Annotated in this window: 10 protein-coding genes, 1 other RNA gene and 1 pseudogene; 3 read left to right on the plus strand and 9 right to left on the minus strand. The window is 30.5% G+C overall.

What is annotated here, in order from left to right; translation table 11 throughout:
• Nucleotides 1-264: 264 nt before the first annotated feature.
• The 4 genes and pseudogenes from C4N20_RS04665 to smpB all read right to left on the minus strand — a co-directional run bounded on the left by C4N20_RS04665 (nt 265) and on the right by smpB (nt 12,102).
• A pseudogene (locus C4N20_RS04665) lies at nt 265-8,977 on the minus strand (two-partner secretion domain-containing protein).
• 23 nt (nt 8,978-9,000) lie between these two features.
• Complete coding sequence (locus C4N20_RS04670) at nt 9,001-10,641, minus strand: ShlB/FhaC/HecB family hemolysin secretion/activation protein (RefSeq protein WP_005980388.1); 1,641 nt, start codon at nt 10,639-10,641, stop codon at nt 9,001-9,003.
• A 615-nt stretch (nt 10,642-11,256) separates the two neighbouring features.
• Nucleotides 11,257-11,604: a transfer-messenger RNA gene (gene ssrA / locus C4N20_RS04675) on the minus strand.
• A gap of 57 nt (nt 11,605-11,661) precedes the next feature.
• Nucleotides 11,662-12,102 (minus strand): SsrA-binding protein SmpB, encoded by a 441-nt coding sequence (gene smpB / locus C4N20_RS04680; protein WP_005980386.1) that lies wholly within the window; start codon nt 12,100-12,102, stop codon nt 11,662-11,664.
• Nucleotides 12,103-12,345: 243 nt separating this feature from the next.
• Here smpB and C4N20_RS04685 point away from each other — a divergent pair, with 243 nt between their 5' ends.
• Nucleotides 12,346-13,212, plus strand: a complete 867-nt coding sequence (locus C4N20_RS04685) for an ROK family protein (protein WP_005980384.1) — start codon at nt 12,346-12,348, stop codon at nt 13,210-13,212.
• Nucleotides 13,213-13,428: 216 nt separating this feature from the next.
• On the opposite strand, the gene C4N20_RS04690 is transcribed toward C4N20_RS04685, so the two are convergent.
• The 5 genes from C4N20_RS04690 to aroB all read right to left on the minus strand — a co-directional run bounded on the left by C4N20_RS04690 (nt 13,429) and on the right by aroB (nt 18,817).
• Entirely contained in the window at nt 13,429-14,301 is an 873-nt protein-coding gene (locus C4N20_RS04690) for a prephenate dehydrogenase (protein ID WP_005980382.1), read from the minus strand.
• Nucleotides 14,291-15,562, minus strand: a complete 1,272-nt coding sequence (gene aroA, locus C4N20_RS04695; protein WP_005980380.1) for a 3-phosphoshikimate 1-carboxyvinyltransferase — start codon at nt 15,560-15,562, stop codon at nt 14,291-14,293. Before aroA ends, C4N20_RS04690 begins: the two co-directional genes overlap by 11 nt.
• Nucleotides 15,563-15,589: 27 nt before the next feature.
• Nucleotides 15,590-16,609 (minus strand): 3-deoxy-7-phosphoheptulonate synthase, encoded by a 1,020-nt coding sequence (gene aroF, locus C4N20_RS04700; RefSeq protein ID WP_005980378.1) that lies wholly within the window; start codon nt 16,607-16,609, stop codon nt 15,590-15,592.
• Nucleotides 16,610-16,695: 86 nt separating this feature from the next.
• On the minus strand, nt 16,696-17,805 hold the full coding sequence (gene aroC, locus C4N20_RS04705) for a chorismate synthase (RefSeq protein ID WP_005980376.1): 1,110 nt from the start codon (nt 17,803-17,805) through the stop codon (nt 16,696-16,698).
• Nucleotides 17,806-17,815: 10 nt separating this feature from the next.
• Nucleotides 17,816-18,817 (minus strand): 3-dehydroquinate synthase, encoded by a 1,002-nt coding sequence (aroB, locus tag C4N20_RS04710; RefSeq protein WP_005980374.1) that lies wholly within the window; start codon nt 18,815-18,817, stop codon nt 17,816-17,818.
• A gap of 379 nt (nt 18,818-19,196) precedes the next feature.
• Between aroB and C4N20_RS04715 the strand changes: the two genes are divergently transcribed.
• Together C4N20_RS04715 and C4N20_RS04720 are read left to right on the plus strand one after the other, a co-directional pair.
• Nucleotides 19,197-20,267, plus strand: coding sequence for a chorismate mutase (locus C4N20_RS04715; protein WP_005980372.1), 1,071 nt, complete (start codon nt 19,197-19,199; stop codon nt 20,265-20,267).
• 172 nt (nt 20,268-20,439) lie between these two features.
• A complete protein-coding gene (locus C4N20_RS04720) occupies nt 20,440-20,940 on the plus strand; it encodes a YcxB family protein (RefSeq protein WP_005980370.1) in 501 nt (166 codons plus the stop codon).
• Nucleotides 20,941-21,020: the final 80 nt, after the last annotated feature.

The raw sequence follows: 21,020 nt of genomic DNA on the forward strand, positions 1-21,020 counted from the left end.
TATATATCATTCGATTTGAAGAGAGTCCAATAAAAACCAAACTTGGCAGAAATAATAACTGAAAAATCATAAAAATAAATGTTGATTTTCTATCAATTATCTTTAATATTTTCAAATAAATTATAGGATATATAATTGCTATAAAAATTATTAATAAATTATGTAATGTCTGATGGAGATTACTATGTAACTTTTTAAATAAAAATAAGTCTCCTATCATAACAGATAATAAAAATATGTCTAATATAAAATAGTTTTTAGTTGTCATTTCGTTTCACCATTCTTCCATACATTTCGATCAAGTTCCTTTTTAGCTCCTGGATCAGTAAATCCTCCACCAAAATTAGAAATATTATTTTGAATATTAGTACTTTCTGATAAATTAAAAAACCATGTATTGCAATTAGGACCAAGGATTTTATAGTTTACAGGAGTATTCTTAGTATTTTTTTGGTAATTTAAAGCAGAATTAAAAACTTGTTTAATCATTTCTGTGTCTGTTTTCCCTAGAATAATTAAATCTTTTGGATTTAGTTTTTCTTTATAAGCATTATTTGCTTCATTTAATATTAAATCTTTAGCTGAATTAATGTCTTCTGTTTCATTAAACTTTACTACTAGATAATTTTTATTTTTTTCTTTACCATTTTCTTGTACTTTTGTTTTATAACTATGACCAGCTAGAGTCCAACCATAATTATCTCCTATTTTTTCTGGTTCAGGATATCCCATGTCTTTATATTTTTGTTTTAATGTTCCATTTTCAAAAAACTCATTTTGATCATCTGGAACTATTATTCCAAATTGGTGTCCAAGATTATTTTTTGCCCAATTTTCTAAAGCTAATCCTCTAATGGCTTGATTAAACTTATATTCTTTCTCATTATCAGGAATAGTTGCAAGCCATTCTCTTGTTTCTTCTTCTGTTTTTAAATTCTTATACTCTTCTTTCAAAATTTCTAAGTAGTCATTGTATTTTCCTTGAGTATCTGTTTCTTCTAAAGTCCCCATTTTACCTTCTACTATCTTAGCTGTATCTTCTTTTCCATCATCATATGATACCAGATGTCCTAATTCATGTCCAAGATCTTCTAAGAAAGATAATCCATTAAGTTTTTCTTTACTTATAACTACTTTTCCTCTTGTTGAAAGGCTTTCTTCTCCTATTAGAACATCTACTTTCGGTCCTTTATAACCTCTACTAGTAAGAAATGTATTCACTGCTGCATTTAATACTCTTTGTTTATCTTCTATTGATATATTAGGGTCTCCTAGTAGTCCTTTATACCTTGGATCTTTATTTATATGTGCTTCAAGTAAACGTCCATACTTATGTGCTTTATATGTGTTAAGAACTCCTCCTGAATCAGAACTTACTATTGATTGAATTATTTCTGATAAGTTTACTCCTAAGTCTGCTATCTTTTCTCTTTCTGACTGATTTAATAAATCTGTATGAAGTTCTGCATCTAATACTTTATCTTCATCTTTTGTTATGACTTGGGCTTTATCCAAGTCTGTATTAAATCCTAGCTCTTCAGCAGTTTTATTATCTCCCTTTACTATAAAATCTGTATTTACTGCTGTTGCATTTGTATCTTGCCTCTTATCCTGCCCTCCTGTTACTACTGATAAGTTTGGAACTCCTGTTCCTTTTATGTTGATTCCTCCACCACTTACTTTATTTGTATCTTTATCTTTTAAATGTTCTACTGTTATATTTTCAGCTTTTACTATCAGTTTATTTTCTTCACTTTCAGAACCTATTATTGCTCCACTGTTAGTAAAATCTTTACTTTCAATTATCCCTCCTTCTTTTGCAATTATAGAAGTCTGGTCACTTACCCACTCTTTTTCTCCATTGCCTTCTCTATGTCCAACATTAATTTCACCAGAAAAACCTGGGGCTCCTGGAGTTACTTTTATACTGCTATTGCTATTTTTGCTGCTTGACTTCTCAGTATCTTTTGAAGAGGCAATTATTACTTCCTCTCCTTTTATCTCCACTCTTCCAGCTTCTACATTGGCTCCTTCATATATTACTTTTTCTCCAGCTTCTACCTTATGTGTTCCTCTTACTTCAAATTTAGAATTTATATTTACAGTTCCTTCACTATTTCCTTTTCCTTTATTTTGAGAAGCTGTTACACTTCCTAATAGAGAAGTTTCAGGGTTAGTTGAAACTGTTAAATCTGCATTCAGACCCTTAGAAGAAGAACTGCTAGATGATGAATATTCATCTTTACTAGATTTTACCACAACATCTTTAGATGCTGATAGATTTAAATCTTTTTCTGTCTTTATATCTGTTCCTTCTATTATTACACTTCCAGCATCAGAGCTGATATTTATATCTCCTTTAGATTCAAGTTTATTTTTTACTGTTGATTCACTTGAAGAATGATATTCAGATTTACTCTTGTTTACTCCAGCACTTACAGTTATATAATTATTTATATCTGTTGAAATTACTTTCATTCCTGTATGGGCTTTATTGTCTTCTTGCTGTCCATCGTTTTTTATTTTTGAAAATGCTTCTGCACCTTCTTTAATAGCTCCTACTAAATCTGATGCTGTATTTGCTATATCATAACTATTTCCACCGAAGTCTGTAAGTTTATCTATATCTCTTACATTATCTATTGTAGTTTTTATTGAGCCTGCTACTCCTACAGATACTCCTATACTGCTTGATTTATGTTTTTCATCTACTGTTGTCTTATCTTTTGCAACAATTAATTCTACACCTTCATGACCTTTGATATCTATTCCTGTTTCTCCATAGATATCTACTGATTTTAATACAGCTTTTCCTTCTGTAGCTTCTATATCTACCTCTCCTTGAGATACTATTGTAGAGGCTGTATTAGTAGTCTGTGTAGTTTTTATCTCATCTTTTGATTTTCCATATGAAAAGCTAGCAGTTCCTCCACTAAATGAGCTGCTGAATCCTTTTTTCTTTTTAATTTCTTCTTGATATGCCTGTGTTTCCACAGGGTTGATAGATACTTCTTTTCCTTTTAAAGTTATATTTCCAGTTGATACAACTGTTACTCCTTCTAAAAGAATTCCATTTCCTGCATCATAACTTGTCCCACCTATTCCTGATATTGTATTTGATTTTACAGCTTCTTCCTTATATTGTTCAGTAGATTTTGAACTTCCTGTAAGCCCTAGAAACCCTGTTTTAGTAGTTTTCTTATAGCTGTAATTTATATCTTTCACAGCTGCCTGTACAATATCTCCACCTGCATTTATTACAGCACTTCCTTCAGGTCCAGCTTGAATATTACTTCCTATTATGACTGTATCTTTACCACTTTCTATACTTACATTTTCTCCAATGAGATTAGCTCCATTATGAGAAGTACTATATTTTACCTCTGTTTTTGATTTTCCTCTTCCAAAACTTTTCTTTTTACTTTCTTGATGCTCATAATAGTCACTGTCTATTGAAGCTGTAAGATTTACATCTTCTCCAGCTTTTAACCTAAGTTCACTGTCAGCAATTATATCTGAACCTTTTATATTAATATTTTTATCTGCTGAAATAGAAATATTTTCTCCTGTTACTGCACTTCCTATATTATTTACTTTTTCTTTTATAGTATAATTTTTTCCACTTCCATTTTTTTCATAAGAATAGTTTTCTACACTTTCTATGTTTATTTCGTTTCCAAGCATAGTAATACTCTTAGTTGATTCTAGATCAGATCCCTTTATTTCTATATTATTATCTGCTACAAGAAGAATATTATTTCCAGAAACAGAACCCCCAATGTTTTCTTTTGTTTCTTTTTGATATTTTTCTTTATTCACACTATTATTTATTTGAATTGTATCTAAAACTATATTATTTGATACAACACCAATATCTTCATTTGCTTCAATTACAGCACCAGTATTTCTTACTGTATCAGCAGCAGCTATAGAAATATTATTCCCCGCCTTTATTTCACCTACATTTTCAAAGCTTCCAATTACTATATCATTTAGATTTGTATTCTCTCTTGATGTACTTGTATTCCATATACTTCCCTTTATAGATTCTAAAGATATATTATTATCTGCTGATATTTCAGCTCCTATATTCTTGATATCATTTACAGAAACTATTTCTATATCATTTCCTGCAATCAATGCTTTGAAATCACCCAATACAGATTTATTCAAAATTTTCTCTGCATTTATAGTAATGCTTCCACTAGATTTTATGTTTCCTGTATTATTAACCTCAACAGCTGATATATTTATTCCATTCCCTGCCATCATTCCAGTTTGATTATTGCCAAGTGATGCAAGAGTTTCTTTAGATAGATATACTTTAGGTACAAGAACATTTACTCCATTAACTTCTTCTTCTACATACCATATGATATCACTTTTAAGGTTATTTATCTGTTCTTTTGTAAGCGCTGTTCCAATAGACAGATTAAAATCTTCCATAGCTTTTATGGAATTATCTAATAATATCTGCATCTGTTCTTTTTCATTTACTGCTCCATTTAGATATCTCTTTCCTGTACTTTCAAGAATAGCTCTGTTTACCACTCTTGATTCATAAAAAGCATCTCCAAGAAGCCTTATATTTTTCTCAGGGTTAAAACCTATTTTTCCAAAGAAATAATCAGAGCCCATGTAATATCCCATATCTGTAAATTTAACATTTGATTCTATTAAATATGAAAAACCTGGAGTTTTATTATTTGAAACTGAATTGTTATTAAATACTACCTCTCCATTTCCTACAGTTATCTTATCTTTTTCAGATACTGAAATTCCACTTGAATTTACTAAATCTTTATTTACAACAAACAGTCCTTTGTCTCCTTCTGGTATTGTAATAAAGTTTTCTGTATTAATAGTTCCAGTTTTTCCAATATTACTGCTGTTTAGTATAACTTGTCCTACATTTATATTTTTAGAATTTACCACATTTGAATCACTTGATTGTACTCCATTTCCTACTTGAACAGCAGATATATTTATATTATTTCCTGCTGATATTTTTGTAGCTTTGTCAGTTCCTACTTTCTGAATAAATGGTTCTATTAGTTTCAAATCTTCATGGTAAACTTTTCTCAAGGCACCACCGCCACCACTTCCTCCATGTTCACTATTGTCTCCTCCATAGTCTCCACCTTCAGAAATAGAATATGTATAATATTTGGATTTCCATTGAGAATTAGTAGTAACATCTACCACAAAATTTTCATTTTTTAAAATATTTGCTGCTATATTTATATCTTTATCTGCTAAAATATTCCCTTCTCTGTTTATTACATCTCCAGTAGTTTTAAGAGTAATATTTTTCCCTGATGAAATATATGCCATTTTACTTGTATAATTACTTTCTATTTCATCTATCCATTCTAATTCCGTTGAATCGAAATAAGCTTTTTCATATTTATCATCTTTTCCTTCATTCATTTCGTCAATTAAATTTAAGAACTTATCTTTTATCTTATCTTTTTCCTGTTGACTTACATTTGTAGTTACAGCTGAAGCAGGAATTTTTCCAGTGATAAAATGACTTCCTGTTACTTCTCCAAGATTTTCTATCTGGGCTGCTTCTATATAGATATCTCCTATAGCCTCTATTGTTGCTGCATTATTCTGTACTTTTCCTAAAACTTTTATTTCTGCATTATTTCCAGAATATATATCTCCTTTATTATTTACAAGATCTTTTTTTGCTGTTATAAACATATTTTCTTTAGAATACAAAAGAGCAAAATTATTATTTGTTATATTATTTGAATTTAAAATAAGGACATTCCCAGAAGCTATCTGTCCATTATTTACTAAATCTTTTGAGTTTACTGTTAAACTATTCTGCGAAGTTAAAAATCCGCTGTTATTTACATTTTCAGCAGTTGTTATTATATTATTTCCATTTCCAAGAATTATACTGTCTAGATTATCTAATTTTCCTGTAAGTACAATATTAAAATTTCCTATACTACCTAAAGTTTTATTATTTATTAAATCTTTTGCAGTTATAGTAATATTATTTCCACTGACAAATTTATTATTATTCAGCAAATCACCAGATAAATTAACTACTATATCTCCAACATTTTCTAGATTAATATTTGAAGTCAAAGAATTTGCAGTTATTTTTAAAAGATTATTTCCTATATAGCTTCCTGTAAGAATTAAGTTTCCAGCTATATTTAAATCAACAGTTCCCTGAGCGTGAACTTCACCAGAATTATTATTAATATCAAGTGCTTTTACATGCAATACTGAATCATTGTCAAAAACTTTTATCTTTCCTGATTGATTATTAAGGATTCCAATATTTATTATGTTAATATTTTTTCCCTCAATAGTCCCACTGTTGTTATTCAATTCTTTTAATACTATATTTTTATCTGAAATTATACTTCCAGTATTAGAAACATTTTTAGCTGTCATATCTCCTTTTACTGAAATGATTCCTTTATTTAAAAGCTCCTCTTCTAAAGTAAGATTTTCTCCTAGAATAGTTTTTCCAAGAAGTAAGTTTGATAATTTATTACTTTTAAGGTTTTTTAAAGCTGAGATTGTTCCATTGTTTTTTATTTCTACAGCTTCAATTTCCTCTTTAGCAACGATTTTCCCACTATTATCTATTCCAGTTACTTTTATATTATTTCCTTGGATAAGATTAGAGTTAGTAAATAAATTGCTAGTATTAAATGTTAAATTTCCATCTCCAATTATTCTTCCGATATTATCTAAAGATATAGCTATCAAAGAAATGTTATTTCTTGCAAATAAATCATCTTTATTTTCTATATTTTGTGAATTTATATATAGATCCTTAGATCCTTGAATAAGTTTATTATTGATAAGATTATTCCCTGTAATAGAAAGAGTATTCTTTCCATAAAGAGTTCCATAATTTTCTATGTCATCAATATTAAATATTCCTTTTTCTCCAGTTATCATTCCTTTATTTACAAGTCTAACTCCTGTAACAGAAAGATCTAAAGCTGATATTCTATCATTATTAAGAATATTACTGCTTAATAGAATAAGTTTATCTCCACTATTTAGATTCTTGTTATTAATTATATTTCCTGATATCTTCATATTTGAGAGTGATAAAATATCTCCACTATTAGTTATATTTCCTACTACATCAGCATTTTCACCATATATATATCCAGTATTTATTACATTTCCAGATATATTTAATACTTTTTCACTCTTTATATTTTTACTGTTATCAATATTTCCAGTAATACTTACTAGATTTTTTCCCTGAATAGTTCCACTATTATTCAAATTAGAAGTAATATGAAGAGTATCCTCTCCTGTGATACTTCCTATATTCTTTATTTCTGTTCCAGTAAATATTACCTTTTCTCCTAATATATTTCCATCATTTTCAATATTACTATTTAAAGTAAGAATTTCACCTGCTGTCACTCCTGAATTTTTATTTGTATATTTATCTGCTGTTATTGTTAAATATTTTTCTCCATATATGGTAGATGTATTTATTACTTTACCAGCATTTAATGTAATATTTTTTCCTAATAAAATTCCATTATTATTAAAAGAATCTAATATTTTTAAATTTAATATCTCTCCCTGAATTTCTTCTTTATTAACTAATGATTTTGAAGTTATATCTACTATAGAAGCTGTTATATTTTTTTCATTTACAACATTATTTTTATTATTTATCTTTATTTCATCAGCACTTATATCTCCTTTATTTGAAATATCAGCACTTTCTATTTGCACTTTTTTATTGGCAGCTATAGTACCAGTATTTTCTATATTTTTTCCTTTTATATTTAAATTTTCAACAGCTTTAATAGATTCTGTTTTTAAGTTGCCCGTTAAATTTATATCAGCATTAACAGCTGTTAATTCCTTATTCTCCATGTCCTTAGAAGAAATCTTTACACTGTCTGCTGATATTTCCCTTATTTTCTATATTAGAACTTTTTACATTTATATTTTTATTTGCTGCTACAGTTCCAGTATTTACTATATCCTTTGTATCAATATTAATATTATTTTCTGTAATTGCTCTCTTTTGAATTTCAACATTCTCTGCTTTTATTTTTATATCATTTTTAGCCTGTGCGTCATTAAGAACTAGTCTTCCATTAACATCTACTTCAAAATCTCCAGCTCCAGCAAGCATCTCCCCCTGGCTGTTTACTCCAACACCTTTTTCTGTACTTTGCAGATATATTCTTCCAGCATAAAGAGACCCTAGTGCTTTTGCATCCAGAGCCACTTTAGGTTTATCTCCTGCTTTATCCGCTTTTGGTGTTACTTTTTTCGTTTGGTGATCATAATCATTTCTCCCCAAGACAACATTTACTTCTTCTCCACCATATACTGCACCATTCAGTTCTGCTGTTCTTGAAATAATATCTACCATTCTTACATTCTTTCCATCTATTCCCTGACTTCCTATTACTACTGTTCCATCATCTATAGAAAAACCTTTTAAATTTCCTAGCTCATCTGTTATAGATTTTCCAGTTGTAAGTATGACTCTTGGAGTATTTATGAATCCTGCCCTATTTAAATATATCCCATTTGGGTTTGCTAAGATATATTCAGCTGATTTTCCAACTATTTCAGTGTATCCTTCTATTCTACTTCTATTTACTCCTGTTACTTCTGTAAGAATTACATTAGCTTCTCTTCCATTAAGGTTGGAATTTCCCTGAATTATTCCACCTATTTGAGTTTTATTAAACTCTTTACTGCTGTTATTAAGAAGAATTCCTTCTTTTCCAACATTATATTCTTTAAAATGGTTATGAGATACTCCATTTTTATTAGGAGCATTGATATTTACTACTGGGACTCCATTAGGTGCTTTCTCTACATTCACCTGTTGATTTCTACTTTGATCTTTAACTACACCTGCTGCAAGAAGCGGCTGTGTAAAAATACTTAAAAAAATGTAGCTGTAAATTATTAATTTTTTGAAAAAATTATTTCGTAACTTTTCCATTTTAATCTTCCCCCTTAAAATGTCTAAAATCTAGCACTCATAGTAAAATATATTTCATGCGTATTCTTCTTTATATATGATGGAGCTGTTAAAGGTTTTGAATATGTAAAACTCATATCAAAATGGTTAAAATACATTCTAAGACCTATTGAAGCCCCACTCATTTCACTGCCATTTTTCTTGTAATACTCATCTTTATATACATCTTTAACTCTTCCATAGTCATAAGCAATAAATGGTTCTAAAAGCTTATAGTTATATCCGATCTCATTTCTCATATAGAAGCCTTTATCACCCATTATTGAATTTTCTTTAAAACCTCTGACTGTAGTATCATCACCTATTCCTAATTTCTCTGAAGAATAAAGTATATCATCTGAATATTGACCACTTAAGGAAACTCTATATGAGAATCTTTGCTCTCCTATATTAAATGGTCTATACCAGCTTATGTCTGCTGTATATTTTTGAAATTGAGCTTTTGGAGAATATTCTCCCTTTTCTCCATCACTTTCTGCACCAAATCTATCTAGTCCTTCATGATAAGTTAGATTTCCATAAAAAACTCCATTAAAGAGTCTCCTATTATGATTTACATCAACTTTTAATACTGACAATTTTCTTGAACTTGTTATTAATTTGATTCCATCAAAATAGTTTTTAGTTTCTTTATTTGTCAAAGTTACTCCAACTGATGTTTTTCCATTACTATTTCTATTAATTATTCTTCTTACTGAATAATTAATATTCTTTGAAATTCCTGTAGATTCATAAGTATGAGCAAATGATCTTATTGTTGAAAGATACTCAGATTGATCCTTAGATACAGAAAACTCCCAATACTTTATTGGAATTCTGTAATAGAAAGAAAAATTTTCATTATCTTTGTATTTTGTACTTGTTCCAAGCTTCTTCTGATACGTTCCTGTAAAAGAATCATTTAACCCTATAATATCTTCAAAGATAAGTGAAGTTTTCAGCCTGTCCCTTCCTGTTGATTTCTGTCCTAAATCATTGTAGTTTATTGCACCAGATATTTTTTTACTTCTCTGATTATCAATCTCGATTATACTGCCACCAAGAGTTTCTCCAGCCAAAATATCAAGTTTGGCATTATTGGAAGATACTGAATTCAAATTATCAATTCCTTGATCTAGGTCATTAATATTTAATACATCTCCTTTTGAAGTAGGAAAAGAGGAAAAAACATTAAGTTTTCCCTTACTTTCATCTTTGAATCTTATCTCTTCAATATGCCCTTCTAAAACTTTTAAAGCTATTTTTCCTTCAGGTATATCTGCTTTATCCATATCCATCTTTACTCTTACTGCAATATACCCTTTAACTAAATATAGGTTCTCAAGTTCTCTCATGAGATTAAGAATATTTTTTCCCCCTATTTTACCAATATACTTCTTTTTCAAGACTTCTATTTCTGAAGCTTTTAAAATGGTATTACCACTTATTTCAAGACTTTTTATTTCATCTCCAATAGCTTCAATATTTTCTTCTAATTCATTTAATTGAATCTCATCCTTTGCTTCTGCTTTTTCTAGTTTTCTTATCTCTTCCTCATGTCTTCTTCTTTCTTCTCTATTAATTTCTTCAGAATTTGAAAAAGATATTGATGATAATACAAAAAAACAATAAACACTATCTTCCATTTCATATATTTTCCTCATTTTATATTATTTTAATGTATTTAATTTTATTATACATTTTTTCACACTAAAATAGTAGCATTTTTTGTTTGTTTAATTATAAAATTATAGAGATTATACTCGATATCAACGAAACAAAGATATTATTTTTATATAATTCATTTTTTATATTTTTCAAATAAACTAACAATATTTGTAAGATCAATATATGAGTTAAAAAGCATAAATGATTAATACTAAAGTATAGAAAGGATAAATTAAGAATTTTTTCTAAGAAGCTAAGTAAAATTAACAAAATATTATAAAAATTTCTAAAAAGGCCAAACAAATTATTAAACTTTCATTTAAACTAAAGAATTTTAGATTATGAATTCAAAATAAAGTGAGCAAAATAGATATAAAAGTATTAAAAATGAAAAAATAAAATATGATGTTACGCCTAACTTTTTAAATAAGCAAAAAATAAAAAATCATCTTTAAATTTAAGTAAATACCTTAAATCTAAAGATGATAATATTGTTAAAAATATATTGAAAACTTTTGTAGAAAAAATTGTTGTATATAGAGATAAAATTCTCTCAACATCCGAATTTTTCCACAATTGTATATGGCTAATGATGGTGGAGATGACGGGAATCGAACCCGTGTCCGAAATTGCCAGCGCCATAGGCTTCTACAAGCTTAGTCTGCTATTAGATTTCGCAGTAGTTAATCCCACAGACAGGGCTAACTAAAGCTATCCTCTGGAATGTCCCCTATAACTTAGAGAAATCATCTAGGGTAATCTGTATTTTAGTGACACCTTGGCTGAACACATTTACAGAAGAATATGTTCAAAGGTGAGCTGACATTAAGCAGCTAAAGCGTAATTTTTATTTCCATCTAAACGATGAGTTGACCTCTCACAGCGGTCACCCTGGCCTGCTACCTATAACCTGAGAACCCCGTCGAAACCTTTGCATCCCCATTATTCAATTTTTATGTTACATTAAAGTATAGCACATTTCTGCTTTTTTTTCAATCCTATCTTTCTTTTGCCATTCTTTGAAGATCTCTTTCAACATCTTTTTTAGCTAAACTTTCTCTCTTATCATAGTTTTTCTTACCTCTTGCCAAAGCTATTTCCAGCTTTACATATCCCTTAGACATGTGAACATTCAAAGGAACAATAGTATATCCTTTTTGAGATACTTTCTCATGAAGTTTTTTTATTTCTTTCTTGTGCAGAAGAAGTTTTCTTACTCTTCTTTCATCTGGGTTATATACACTTCCGAATCCCCATGGAACTATTGACATTCCCATGATAAAAATTTCTCCATTTATTATTCTTATAAAAGATTCTTTTATGCTTATTTTCCCAGCTTTTGCAGACTTTACTTCACTTCCTACTAACTCAATACCGGCTTCAAATTTATCTTCTATGAAATAATCGAAAAATGCTTTCTTATTTCCTGCTAGTATCATTTTTTCCTCCTAAATCTATATTATCTAACATATTATATCAAATTATATAGTTTTCTCCTATATTTAATCTTTATTATACTCCTTTTCTCTTCAAATTCAAAACCTATTTCTTATAGTGGTTTAGAGAATTAATTTTCCTAAATTTTTTTATTTATTCCCTACAAACTTTTCAAAAGAAATGGTAAAATATATGTATAGAAAGATAAAATCATTTTAAAATATATGGGAATGGGAGGAAATACTATGTTTTTTGGTGCAATAGAAGCTGGTGGAACAAAATTCGTATGTGGAATAGGAACTAAATCTGGGGAATTAATAGAGAGAGTTTCTTTTCCTACAGAGCTGCCGCATGAAACAATGAAAAATGTCATCTCTTTTTTCAAAGGAAAAGAGATAGAAGCAATTGGAATAGGGTGTTTTGGCCCTATTGATTTAAACAAAGACTCTAAAACTTATGGTTACATAACTTCCACTCCTAAAACTGCATGGAAAAATTTCAATCTTGTTGGGGAAATTAAAAAGAACTTTGACATCCCTGTATATTTTGATACAGATGTAAATGCTGCTGCTTTTGGTGAATATGTATGGGGAGCTGGAAAAAATTTAAAAAGTTCTATCTACCTTACTGTAGGAACTGGAATAGGTGGTGGAGCTGTAGTTGAAGGAAAACTTGTACATGGAATGCTTCATCCAGAGATGGGACATATCTTTGTCAATAGACATCCTAGAGATAAATTTGTTGGGAACTGTCCATTCCATGGTGGAAACTGCTTAGAAGGTATGGCTTCAGGACCAGCACTTGAGAGAAGATGGGGAATGAAAGGTGTAGATATTCCTGATGATCATCCTGCATGGGAAATGGAAGGGTACTATATTGCTCATGCTCTTGTAAATTATATTCTTGTTCTTTCACCTGAAAAGATAATGCTGGGTGGAGGAGTAATGAGAGAGAAACATCTTTTCCCTATAATCAGAAAAAAAGTGGTTCAGCTTTTAAATGGGTATATTCAAACTGAAAGTATTTTGAAAAATATTGATGAATATATTGTACCTCCAGCTCTTGGAGAGGATGCTGGAATTTTAGGAGCTTTGGCTCTTTGCTTTAAATAGAAAATTAATAAGGATGACTTATAAATGGAAATACAATTTTAGAAATTTTCCAGTAGAAATCTTTGTTATTAATCTTGCTTATAAAACTAAAAATAATAAACTCACTTTGTTCAAACAATATTATTTTTTACGTTTTACTTGCTTCATTAATTACACAAATTTTTCTAATTTCCAAATTTCTAAAATTTAATTTAGCTTTTTAGTCATCCTTATTTTTTACTTCCTATTTTTCACATCTTTCCTGTCAAAAAGTTTTCTTCTCTCTGTAGACTGAATAAAGAGTTTTTTCATTCCTTCCACATCTTCATTTACAAGTTTTTCTCTAAAATTATTCAGCTCTGCTGCAAAATCATCTATCTCCTTTACTAATATTTCCTTATTTAAAAGAAAAAGTTCACTCCACAAAACTTCATTAATTTTAGCTATCCTTGTAAGGTCTCTGAATGAATCTCCAGTATATTCTACAAGATGGGTATTATCGTTGGTATTCATAAGAGATACTGCTATCACATGGGTAAGCTGAGACACAAACCCTATCATTTTATCATGCTCTTCAAGTGACAGCTGGGTAATATTTCTAAACCCAAGTATTTCTCCCAGCTCCCTTGCAAATTTTATTCCTTCAGGTGTATTTTTTTCTGTAGGAGTAATGATGAAGTTGGCTATCTTAAAAATATTCTCATCACTGTTTCTCACACCGCTCACTTCTTTTCCAGCCATGGGATGAGAGCTTATAAATTCAACATCTTCAGATAGAAATCCCTGTACTTTGTCAGCTATTCCTCTTTTTACTCCACTGACATCTGTGATTATACAGCCCTTTTTAAAATATTTTTGATTTTCCCTTAGCCATCCTACCATTGCAGTGGGATAAAGCCCTGATATTATCACATCTGCTTTTTCTATCAACGAATTATAGTCAGAAACTGCTCCTTCATCTATTATATTATTTTCAAGAGCATATTCTATACTGTCTTCATTTATATCAGCAGCATATACAGTATATCCGTTTTTCTTGAGAGCTTTTGCATAAGCTCCTCCCAGAAGCCCTAATCCCACAATGAAAAATTTCATATCTTTATTTATCATAGCACTCAACCTTTACCCCTATTTTTTCTATATCTTCAAAAAAATCAGGATAAGACTTTTCCACTGCCTCTGCTCCATCTATAATGACAGGTTTATTCATAAGGGTAGCTGCTACAGCCATGCTCATAACTATTCTATGATCTTTATGCCCTGATACCTCTATTCCTCCATCATATATCTCTTTTCCAGATATAAAAATCTCATCCTCTGTAGTTTTAATAGATACTCCCAGCTTCAAAAGCTCCTCTTCCATAGCTGCTATTCTGTCGCTTTCCTTGTATCTCAATCTTCCAGCATTATAGATTCTGAAGTCTCCATCTCCATACATTCCCAATACATTGAGTATCGGCCCTAAGTCTGGACAATCTGCAAGGTCTATTTCACAGCCTTTAGGAGTACTTTTATGAATAAAGTATCCTCCCTCTATATTCTCTATATTCACACCACTGCTTCTCAATATCTCTATTACAGCCTTGTCTCCCTGCTTAGAGTCATGATTCAGCCCCAGACATTTAAGATCATTATTCACTGCTCCCAGCACTGCAAAGAACCCTAGCTGTGAAAAATCTCCTTCAATGGTATAGTCACAAGGACTGTATTTCTGATTTCCTCTGATTTTAAAAGTAAGCTCATCTTTTTGAAATATCTCTATTCCAAATCTTTTCAGCATCTCTAAAGTAAGGTCTATATATGAAGCTGATTCAAAAGGAGGTCTTATTTTTATTTCAGAATCTCCCTCCAGCAAAGGAAGGGTAAAAAGAAGTCCGCTGATAAACTGCGAGCTTATATTTCCATCTATCTCATATGTTCCAGCTTTCAGTTTTCCTTCTATCTCCATCTTAGATTCATCATGATAGTAATGTAATTTCTGCTCTTTAAATATATCCTCATATATTTTTTGAGGTCTTTTCAGAAGTCTGTTTTTCCCAAGAAAAGTTATTTTCTTTCCAGTCAGGGAAAATATTGGTATAAAGAATCTCAAAGTTGACCCAGACTCATTACAGTTTATAGTTTCATCTGAAATTTTTGTGATATCTTTTATCCCATCTATAATGAGGGTGCTTCCATTTTCCTCTATGACAGCTCCCAGTTTTCTCATTCCCTCTATTGTAGTTTTTATATCATCAGAATAAGCTGTATTTTTTATTATGCTTCTTCCAGGTGCCATTGATGCACATATTATTGCTCTATGTCCCATGCTTTTAGAAGGGGGGATAACTATCTGCCCACTGCATTTTGATGGATATATTTTTGCTTTCATTTATTTGCTTCCTCCTTCTAATGAGTCTTACATATCTCTTCCAATAACTTTTGCTATTTTTCTTCCCTGCTCTATTAAATGCTTGAATTTTTTAGGTTTCAATGATTGAGCTCCATCACTCCAAGCATGCTCAGGGTCATTATGCACCTCTATAATAAGTCCGTCTGCCCCAGCTGCAATAGCTGCCAATGCCATTGATTCTACATATTCCCAGTTTCCAGTAGCATGAGAAGGATCAATTATTATAGGAAGATGTGTTTTTTGTTTAATGATAGGGATAACGCTAAGATCAAGAGTATTTCTAGTATATTTTTCAAAAGTTCTGATTCCTCTTTCACAAAGTATTACATTTTCATTTCCTCCAGCCATAATATATTCAGCTGACATTATCCATTCTTCTATTGTATTTGATAACCCTCTTTTTAAAAGAATAGGTTTATTTATTTTTCCTACTGCTTTTAACAGATCAAAGTTCTGCATATTTCTTGCCCCTATTTGAATAAGGTCTACATTTTCAACAAATTCATCTATTTTATCTGCACTCATAAGTTCGCTGACTATTGGAAGCCCATAAGTTTCTCTTGCTTTTACTAGACATTGAATTCCTTCACTGGCCATTCCCTGAAAAGCATATGGCGATGTACGAGGTTTGTAAGCTCCTCCTCTCAGCATAGAAGCTCCTGCTTCTTTTACTTCCTTTGCTATCTCCATAACAGAGCACTCTCCCTCTACAGAACAAGGTCCTCCTATTACAGCAATTTTTTGTCCTGCTCCTATTTTGATTCCAGCTACATCAATAATGCTGTCTTCTGGATGGAAAAGTCTGTTGGCTTTTTTATATGGTGCTGCTATTCTAGTTACATCTTCAACATATGGACTTGCCTTCAATGCTTTCTCATCTATTTTTGTAGTATCTCCCACTATACCAAATACATTGTAATTTTCTCCAGATATAAGAGTTACTGCTACATCGTTCTTACTTTCTAAAGCCTCAATCATCTTTTGAATTTCTTCTTGTGGTGTGTTTTTCTTTAAAGTTATTATCATTTTTATTCCCCCTAAGTTTTTATATTTTTGTTTATTTCATATTTTAACTATTCTATATCTTACTTTATTCTATCTTCTCTTTCATTCTATTTTTTATCTGTCATCCACATATAGCCATATCTCATGCAGATGAGATCAAGAAGCCCAAAAGCTGTCATAGAATCTACAACCACTCTTGCTCTGTGTATTATAGCTGGGTCATGTCTTCCTTCTATATTAAATTTTACATTTTCCTTCTTAGCTATATCTACACTTTCCTGCTCCTTATATATTGATGGTGTAGGTTTTACAGCAATCTTCATTATAAGGGGCATAGAGTTAGATATTCCTCCATTAATCCCTCCATTATTATTTGTTTTAGTTTTTACTTCTCCATTTTCATAATAGAAGCTGTCATTTGCTTCACTTCCATACATCTCTGTCACTGCAAATCCAGCTCCAAATTCTATCCCTTTCACTGCTGGTATAGAATATATTAGGTGAGAAAGTACACTTTCTACAGAATTAAAATAAGGTTCTCCTATTCCTGCTGGAAGTCCTGTCACAGCAGTTTCTAGTATTCCTCCTACTGAGTCCAGCTCCTCTCCAGCTTTTTCTATAAGTTTTTTCATTTTCTCTTCAGCAGCTTCCTCTATCACAGGAAAATATTTTGCATTTACTTCCCTTATCTCCTTCAATAACACGCTTTCTTCAGAAGAAAAACTCTTATCTTTCTCATTTCTGCATTTTAATATGTGAGTTCCTATTTCTATTCCTTTAGATCTGAGTACCTGAATAAATATTGCCCCTGCTGCTACCAGAGGTGCTGTTATTCTTCCAGAGAAATGTCCTCCTCCTCTATAGTCCTGATATCCCATATATTTTGCATCTGCTGTATAATCAGCATGAGAAGGCCTCATTATACTCTTAGTTTTCTCATAATCTCTGCTCATTTGTGATTTATTTTCAATTATGAGGCATAATGGTGTTCCTGTTGTATATCCATTGAAATATCCGCTGACTATTTTAAAATCATCTGCTTCGTGTCTTTGAGTAGATATTTTTCCCTTTGGCTTCCTTTTCTCCAGCTGTTCTTGTATAAAGTCAGTATCTAATTTTATTCCCGGAGCTAGCCCATCTATCACGATTCCAATAGCTGTCCCATGTGATTCTCCAAAAAGACTGAGTTTTATACTATTCCCTATTGTACTCTGCATTTTTCCTCCTCTATTTCAGATAATTTTTACATTCCTCCATTGGAACTTTTACCAGTTCAGCTTTTCCCAGCTCTCTTACTTTTACCAGAGTTATCTTATCCTGATCAGCTTTTTTATCTTTGAGCATAAGTTCAAATACTTTATCACAATCATATTTTATCTCTGTATCTATATTCATCTTTTTCAATATATTTTTAGTTCTCTCTCTAAGTTCTTCATTCTCTATCATAGGAAGCATTCCCATAGCCACTCCCTCTCCATGAAGTACATCTTTCAAATGGAAGAACCCTTCTATTCCATGGCCGATAGTATGACCAAAGTTCAATATTTTTCTAAGATTTTCCTCTCTCTCATCTTTTTCAACTACATCTTTTTTTACTAAAAGTGCTCTATAGATTATCTCTTGAAGACTGCTGTCTATATCTTTCTCTTCAAATATTTCAAAGAGTTTTTCATCGTATATAAGCCCAGCTTTCAAAGCTTCAACCAGTCCATTGTAATAGTGCCTTTTAGGAAGAGTCTCTAAAACTTCCGGGTCTATGAATACTCCTTTCGGCTGATAAAAAGCTCCTATTATATTTTTAGTATCTCCCAGATTTATTGCTGTTTTCCCTCCAATAGAGCTGTCTATCTGAGAAAGTGTAGTTGTCGGTATATTTATGAAATCTATTCCTCTCATGTATGAAGCAGCTGAGAATCCTGCAAGATCCCCTACCACTCCCCCTCCCAGAGCTATTACAAGATCTTTTCTATGAAAGCCATATTCAAGGAGTTTTTGACATACTTCTTCAAATACTCTAAAACTCTTTGCTCCCTCTCCCTGTTCTACAATAATTGAATAACCATCAGAACATTGAGCTTTTAATATATCTGTATATTTTTTAGGAACTCCTGTATCTGTCACTATCATAACTTTTCTATTTAAGTCTATATATTCTTTTATTCTATAAAGTATCCCTTTTTCAATATGAATATCATAACTTTTTTCTTTAAGATCTATTCTCAGTTTCATAAAATCCTCCTTTTTATTTTTCTCAGATATAAAAAAAAGCATTCAATTCCTTGAATGCTTCGCCTTGATACAACAAAAGACCATAAGGGCTTTATGGTTGTATCAAGGCTATCTAAAGTAAAATCTGAATACTATGTTATTTGCTTTTTTATTTCTCATAAGTTACCACTCCGAAAAAACGAATTTTACTTATAATAAACCTATATTGAAAATTTTGCAACATTTTTTTTAATTTTTTTGAAATCTCAATATATATATTCCCTAAGACTTCCTATTTCTACAGACTTTAAAGTTCTTATGCAAAAACAAATTTTTTTTATGTAGAATGTATTCAAAAATAGTGCTATAATAATTTCAAAATTCAAAGGGGGAGTAAAATATGAATAAATTGGAAGAAGCCAGAAAGATCATAAATGAAGTAGACAAAGAAGTTGCAGCTCTTTTCCAAAAAAGAATGCAGGCTGTAGAAGATGTCATTTTATACAAACTGGAAAATGATATGCCTATTTTTGACAGTGGAAGAGAAAAACAGGTAATAGAAAAAAACTGTGCTTATATCACAGAGGAAAAATATATTGAATCATACAAGGAATTTATTCAAAATCTTATGGATACTTCTAAGAGATATCAGGCATCTATCATCAACAAAGGTGTTGTTGCATATCAAGGAACTATGGGAGCATTCTCTCATATTGCCTCAAAAAAAGTTTTCCCAGATTCAAAATTAAAGTCATACGCAACTTTTGAAGATGTATTCAAAGCTGTTGCTGATGGGGGAGCAGCATATGGAGTTATTCCTTTTGAAAATTCATATACAGGAGAAGTGGGAGAAGTTCTTGATCTGCTTTCAAAATATGACTGCCATATCTCTGGAATCTATGATTTAAAAATAGATCAAAATTTATTGGGATTAAAAAATGCAGAAATAAAAGATATAGAAAAAGTTTATTCACATCATCAGGCACTGTCACAATGTCAGACGTTCTTAAAAGGAACTAACTTTGAGGCTATTCCTTATCCTAATACTGCCCTTGCAGCTAAATTTGTAAGCGAAGCAGGAGACATCCATAAAGCTGCTATTGCCAGCAGAGAAACTGCTGAACTTTATGGTTTAAAAATTCTTGTTGAAAATATAAATACAAGTACAGAAAACACTACAAGATTTATTATACTGACTAAAAAACTTGAAGAAAAAGGAGATAGATTTAATCTTCTCTTTACTGTTGACCACAACGCTGGACAGCTGGCACACATTATTCAGATAGTAGCTGAGCATGGATTCAATATGGAAAGCATCAGATCTCGTTCTCTTCACAATCTTCCTTGGCAGTATTTCTTCTATGTAGAAATAGTAGGAGATTTGAGAGAACAAAGAACAAAAGATTTAATAGAAGCTATGAGAAAAAATTGTAAAGACCTTAAAATATTAGGAAGTTATTCTGTTAAATAAATAGAATTATATTTCTATTCTATAAACCATTAACTTCCCCCAAAACATTTGATTTTTCTGTGTTTTATTCCAAATACAAGTAGATAAAAAGCATAAATTACTATATAATATTGTGAACCACTTAAAAAGTTTCAAAAAAAATATAAAAGTAATGATGAAATGGGGGAAGGAAATGGAAATATTATTTGAAAATAGATATTACTCTGATAAAAAAGTTCTGCTTGAATATGTAAAAGATGTTCATTGTAAATTTCCCAGAAGACTTGGATTTTTATTTGTGCTTATTGCAGCATTCTATACTTACCTTACATTATTCAAGATGAGCAGTTTACGTTTGGTTATGGCTGTGCTGACTATATTAATATTTATTGTTTCATTGCGATTAATTTTTTATCATTTAGTTTATCTGAAAAATATGAAAAAATCTTCTCTTAATCTACATAATGGACAGATGCCTGAATCTGTTTTGCAATTTACAGATAATGGCATTGCTTTAAAAGAAGGCAAAATTTCAATGGAGTTTGAATATAATCAAATCAAGGAAATAAAAGAATATAAGGTGGCTTATGTCTTAATGATTGGAAAAAAACAAGGAATAATATTAAAAAAAGACAGCTTTTCAATTGGAACTTTTGAAGAGTTTAAAAAATTCATAAATGAAAAAATAAAATAATTTTTACTGTAATAAAAGAGGTTGACTAAGATGAAAAATTTTAGCCAACCTCTTTTTATTTTAATAGCTCCTAAATATTT

The sequence above is a fragment of the Fusobacterium ulcerans genome (genome assembly GCF_003019675.1).
In the GTDB taxonomy this organism is placed as follows: Bacteria; Fusobacteriota; Fusobacteriia; order Fusobacteriales; family Fusobacteriaceae; genus Fusobacterium_A; species Fusobacterium_A ulcerans.

Coding starts and splice junctions, on each gene's coding strand:
- aroA (WP_005980380.1), bottom strand. CDS start 15,562: ATGAAAGCAAAAATATATCCATCAAAATGCAGTGGGCAGATAGTTATC.
- aroF (WP_005980378.1), bottom strand. CDS start 16,609: ATGATAATAACTTTAAAGAAAAACACACCACAAGAAGAAATTCAAAAG.
- aroB (WP_005980374.1), bottom strand. CDS start 18,817: ATGAAACTGAGAATAGATCTTAAAGAAAAAAGTTATGATATTCATATT.
- C4N20_RS04670 (WP_005980388.1), bottom strand. CDS start 10,641: ATGGAAGATAGTGTTTATTGTTTTTTTGTATTATCATCAATATCTTTT.
- C4N20_RS04715 (WP_005980372.1), top strand. CDS start 19,197: ATGAATAAATTGGAAGAAGCCAGAAAGATCATAAATGAAGTAGACAAA.
- C4N20_RS04685 (WP_005980384.1), top strand. CDS start 12,346: ATGTTTTTTGGTGCAATAGAAGCTGGTGGAACAAAATTCGTATGTGGA.
- C4N20_RS04690 (WP_005980382.1), bottom strand. CDS start 14,301: ATGATAAATAAAGATATGAAATTTTTCATTGTGGGATTAGGGCTTCTG.
- C4N20_RS04720 (WP_005980370.1), top strand. CDS start 20,440: ATGGAAATATTATTTGAAAATAGATATTACTCTGATAAAAAAGTTCTG.
- aroC (WP_005980376.1), bottom strand. CDS start 17,805: ATGCAGAGTACAATAGGGAATAGTATAAAACTCAGTCTTTTTGGAGAA.
- smpB (WP_005980386.1), bottom strand. CDS start 12,102: ATGATACTAGCAGGAAATAAGAAAGCATTTTTCGATTATTTCATAGAA.